A 4,832-nucleotide genomic window follows, 5' to 3' on the forward strand; every position below is an offset into this window, starting at 1 on the left:
GCGCCGGGGAAGTTGACCGAGGTGATCCGGCCGGTGGCGGGGGTGAAATCATGGGCCGCGTCTTCGGCGTAGAGGCGGGCCTCGATCGCGTGGCCGGCGGGGTGGACGCGCGGCAGGGTGAAGCCGCCGGCGGCCTGGCGGATCATCCATTCGACCAGATCGATGCCGTATATCGCCTCGGTGACGCCGTGCTCGACCTGCAGGCGGGTGTTGACCTCGAGGAAATGGAAATCGCCGGTGGTCTGGTCGTAGACGAATTCGACCGTGCCGGCGGAGGCGTAGTCGACGCTGGCGGCGAGGGCGCGCGCGGCATCTTCCATCGCGGCGATGGTGGCGGGTTCGATGCGGGGTGGCGGGGATTCTTCGATGATTTTCTGGTTGCGCCGCTGCAGGGAGCAGTCGCGTGCGCCGAGGGTGAGGATGGACCCGGCACCGTCGCCGAAGATCTGGACTTCGACGTGGCGGGCGTGTTCGACGTATTTTTCGAGGAACAGGGCGGGATCGCCGAAATTGGCGCGGGCGAGGTGGGCGATCGCGTCGTAGCGGGCGGCGAGTTCGGCGGGATCGCGGCAGATCGCCATGCCGATGCCGCCGCCGCCCGCACTGCTCTTGAGCATGACCGGGTAGGTGATGCGGGCGGCCTGGGCCAGTGCGTCGTCCCGCCCGGTGAGCACGCCGGAGCCTGGCAGGAGCGGCACGCCGGCGGCGGCGGCGAGGGCGCGGGCGGTGTGTTTGAGGCCGAAATCGCGCAGATGGCTGGGGTTCGGGCCGATGAATTTGATGTTGGCGGCGGCGAGCGCCTCGGCGAAATCCGCGCGCTCGGCGAGGAAGCCGTAGCCGGGATGCACGGCATCGGCGCCGCTGCGATGGCAGGCGGCGATGATCGCCTCGATGTTCAGATAGCTGGCACTGGCCGGGGAGGCGCCGATCGGCTCGGCGTGGTCGGCTGCGAGCACCGGCGGGGCGAAACGATCGGCCTCGGCATAGACCGCGACGGCGGCGATGTTCATCCGCGCGAGGGTGCGGCAGATCCGGCCGAGCACCTCGCCGCGGTTGGCGATCAGGACGCGGGTGAACACTTGCCTAGCGGTCCCACACGACGCAGCGGATCGGCGTCGGGCGGAAGCCGTTGCAGGGGTTGTTGACCTGCGGGCAGTTGGACAGCACCACCAACAGGCGCATTTCGGCGCGCAGATCGACATAGCCGCCGGGTTCGGAGACCCCGTCATCCACGGTCAATTCACCGTTCGGGCGGATCGGCACGTTCATGAAGAAATTGACGTTGGCCACGATGTCGCGCTTGTCCATGCCGTATTTTGCCAGTTCGGTCAGGAAGTTCTCGCGGCAGGCGTGCATGTAGCGGGTTTCGTGGCCGAAGCGGACGGTGTTGGATTCGCAGGAGCAGGCACCCGCGCTGGTATCGTGAAAGCCGCAGGTGTCGCCGATGATCGTCGCCATCGGGCGGGCTTCGTTCGAGCGCAGGACCGCACCGGTGGTCAGGTCGTAGCGGCCGCCGGCGCGGGCCTGGGCGAGCAGCGTGTCCTGCGCGGAATAGCGTTCGGTGTGATCATCGGCGTTGTAGAACAGCGCATCGACCGCCTGCTGGCTTTCGAGGTCGATGATCCGCAGGGTCTGGCCGGGTTCCAGCACCGTCGAGAACGGGGCGCGGGCCGGCACGGTGACATCGAGCAGGGCGTTGGATCGCGTGGTCAGCATGGTGGTCCTCAGGCGAAATAGGAATCGTTGTTCTCGAAGCCGCGCCGCGCTTCGTCGCTGAACGCGCGGCAGAACGCCGCGGCATCGGGTGCGGTGCGGTGGCGGGTTACGACGATCGGGCCGGTGGCCTCCGCACCGGCCAAAGGATGGGGGGTGTTGGACAGGGCGATCAGCAGGTTCATCTCGGCGCGCAGGGTGACGAAACTGCCGGGCGGCGGGGGGGTGCGCAGGCGCATCGTGCCGTCGGCGTCCACCGCGAGATCGGCGAACAGGGTGAGGCTGGTGGCGAGATCGCGCCGGCCGAGGCCGAATTTGCCGGCGGCGTTGCGCAGATTGTCGCGCCCGTTGCGTGCAGCACCGCCAGAGGGCGTTGAAGGGCCGAGAACTGCATCGTGGCCGGCGCCGCTGTCGGCGATGATGGCGGCGAGGATGCGCCCCATGTCCGAGAACAGGACGCGGCCGCTGCTGAGGCGGGTGGTCCATTGCAGTTTGAGCGTATCGCCGGCGTTGAAGCGCTCCGAGGGATCGTCGGCGTTCCATAACATGAGGCTGGCCCCCGGCGTGCCGGCCTGGTTGACGATGTGCAGCGCCTCGCCCCGTCGCGCCCGGAGGGTGGCATAGGCGCCGGGCGGGATGGTTTCGGTCGCGATGACGTCAACGGGCGGGATCACCGGCGGGTCGGTCGGGCCGGATGCACCGGCGAGGGCGCGGGCGCGGGACTGGAGGTCGAGATAGCGCGCGCGGTATTCATCGGGTGTCAGGCGGTCGAGGTCGAGCATCATGCCGCGTCCTGGCCCAGAGCGGTCGGGGCGATGACCGCTTTCGAGGCGGCCTGGCGGCGCATCAGCGGATAGGCGATGGCCCCGACGATCGTGGCGCCGAGGATGAACAGGGGGGCGAACCAGGTCATCGGCCAGGGGCCGTTGCCGGCGTTATAGATTTCGGCGCGCGGCCAGCCGACATCGATCATCAGCACCGCACCGAACACGACGGCGACCAGATTGACCGGCAGGCCCCATCTGCCGAGGGTGAAATGCCCGGCGAGCGGGGGTTTGGAATAGACCGGATGACCGCGCAGGCGCTGGATCAGCAGCGGCAGGGTCACCAGAAGATACGCCAGATAGACGATGACGACCGCAACGCTGGTGATGTCGCCGAACACGCTGGCCGACCCGAGGCTGAGCAGGAGGATGCCGATGGCGGTGACGCCGACCACGACGCTCGGCAGCAGCGGGGTGCCGGTGCGGCTCGACACGGTGGACAGCGCGCGCGAGAACGGCAGGCGGCCATCGCGCGCCATGCTGAACATCACGCGTGCCGCCGAAGCCTGGATCGCGAGTGCGGCCGAGAAGATCGACACACTGACGATGGCGAGCATGATCCGCCCGAGCACGTTGCCGGCCTGCGCGGTGAGGACATAGGCGATGCCGTTGTTGGCCAGATCGGCGCCGAGGCTGGGCGAGGCCATCAGCGTGCCGAGCAGGACCAATCCGCCGCCGACCGCCGAGACGAGCATGCAGCGGGTGATCGCCGAGGGTGCGGTGCGGCGCGGATCGCGGGTTTCCTCGGAGAGTTCGGCCGCGGAATCGAAGCCGTACATGACGTAGGTGGCCATCAGCATCGAGGCCAGAAACGGCCAGATGTAGGAGCCGTGACCTTCGACGCCGCCGGTCGTCATGATCACGCCGGGGCCGCGCACGGTGTGGGTGAACAGGATGATGATGAGCAGGCAGACGCCGAAAATCTCGGTCGAGACGCCGATGATGGTGAGGGTCGCGAGCCGCTTGATGCCGAAGGCGCTGATGAAGCCGCAGATCAGGATCACGATCGAGCCGAGCACGATGGCGTTGAGCGCGCCGGTCGGGCTCGTGGGCGAGGCGTTGCCGCCGACGATCTGAAAGCCGGACCAGACGCCTGGCAGGGCGGCCTGCATCGCGATGGCGATGGCCGAGACGCTGACGATGTAGCCGATCAGCATGAACCAGCCGGCGAACCAGCCGAGCGGGTCGGTCGAGACCCGGCGGGACCATTGGTAGATCGCGCCGGAGACCGGGAAGCGGACCGAAAGTTCGGCGAACACCAGGGCGACGCAGAACTGGCCGATGAAGACGATCGGCCAGGTCCAGAAGAACGCCGGACCGCCGAGACCGAAGCCGAAGGCGAACAATTCGAACACGGTGGTCAGGATCGAGACGAATGAGAAGCCGGATGCGAAGGAGGCGAAGGGGCCGAGTTCGCGCCGGAGTTCCTGGATGTAGCCGAGGTCGCGAAGTCCTTCGGTGGGGTCGGGGTGGTTGATCGGGGTATCGCTCATGGGCGTGGCCTCCTTCAGATCGGTCATCGATGTGAAGCGAGGATCGGAATCGGACAGCGCATGCGACCCCCGCATGAAAACGCTCTCCCGGGCTTTTGTCCCGCCGTGTACCGTCAGGATGTCTCCCTGATGGTTGAAGCTCTCGGACCAGCACCGAAATTGTATTTCAGCCGGAACCCTAGCCCGTTTTAAAGCAGCAAGTTCCATGCCACGCTGAGCAGAGGGAGAGAAGCTTCGGTATCTTCGACTATTTTTGATGTGAAAATCAGCCAAAAAATCAAAAATGAATAATTTTCGATCGATTCACTGTCTAGTTTATGTTCATATTGACTATTTTTCGATCAATCAGATCGGTTTATCAATGGGATTCGGCAACGTTTTCTGTGTCGCGCGTCAGCATCTCAACGAGGCAATCTGCCGAGCCCGCGCTACTGATCGCGCGACGAGTTGGAAAGCCGCATCAAGACATGTCCGCTCGACCTGTTTGCCGCTAGTATCGCGGCTACCACCTGACGCCCAACCAGTCGCACTTCTGGTAAGTTGCGATGGCTTTTATCCTGCTCTGCAGGCTGCTCAGGGTCGGCGCTCAGGCGATATGCAGCGGCCGGCGCCCCTGCTTCGCCATGGTCCCGGTGCAGGGCGCGCTCGGTCGGGTTACACCGATTGCACCCGCACATTGGGCGCGAACGACACCGAACTCAGCCACCGGCGCGCCAGTCCCACCAGCAGATGAACACGTGGGAAATGCGGACTAGAGCGTTATGCTTTCAGCTTAACGCTCTAGCTCTATGTTTTTTCGAGC

The 4,832-nt window shown here is 65.8% G+C and carries 3 protein-coding genes, 1 pseudogene and 1 riboswitch; all 4 genes and pseudogenes read right to left on the reverse strand.

From position 1 onward, the window contains the following. Positions 1 to 1,079 (reverse strand): annotated as a pseudogene (locus ACP5E6_RS08650) (biotin carboxylase N-terminal domain-containing protein); the annotation flags it as partial. A gap of 4 nt (positions 1,080 to 1,083) precedes the next feature. Continuing rightward, complete coding sequence (locus ACP5E6_RS08655) at positions 1,084 to 1,716, reverse strand: urea amidolyase associated protein UAAP2 (RefSeq protein WP_427953829.1); 633 nt, start codon at positions 1,714 to 1,716, stop codon at positions 1,084 to 1,086. Between the two features lie 8 nt (positions 1,717 to 1,724). Beyond that, complete coding sequence (locus ACP5E6_RS08660; RefSeq protein ID WP_427953830.1) at positions 1,725 to 2,495, reverse strand: DUF1989 domain-containing protein; 771 nt, start codon at positions 2,493 to 2,495, stop codon at positions 1,725 to 1,727. Beyond that, a complete protein-coding gene (locus ACP5E6_RS08665; RefSeq protein WP_427953831.1) occupies positions 2,495 to 4,030 on the reverse strand; it encodes an amino acid permease in 1,536 nt (511 codons plus the stop codon). Before ACP5E6_RS08665 ends, ACP5E6_RS08660 begins: the two co-directional genes overlap by 1 nt. Positions 4,031 to 4,112: 82 nt before the next feature. Beyond that, positions 4,113 to 4,223: riboswitch (guanidine-I (ykkC/yxkD leader) on the reverse strand. Positions 4,224 to 4,832: the final 609 nt, after the last annotated feature.

Origin of the sequence: Acidiphilium sp. (genome assembly GCF_049977125.1) — a bacterium.
In the GTDB taxonomy this organism is placed as follows: domain Bacteria; phylum Pseudomonadota; class Alphaproteobacteria; order Acetobacterales; family Acetobacteraceae; genus Acidiphilium.

Coding starts and splice junctions, on each gene's coding strand:
- ACP5E6_RS08655 (WP_427953829.1), bottom strand. CDS start 1,716: ATGCTGACCACGCGATCCAACGCCCTGCTCGATGTCACCGTGCCGGCC.
- ACP5E6_RS08660 (WP_427953830.1), bottom strand. CDS start 2,495: ATGCTCGACCTCGACCGCCTGACACCCGATGAATACCGCGCGCGCTAT.
- ACP5E6_RS08665 (WP_427953831.1), bottom strand. CDS start 4,030: ATGAGCGATACCCCGATCAACCACCCCGACCCCACCGAAGGACTTCGC.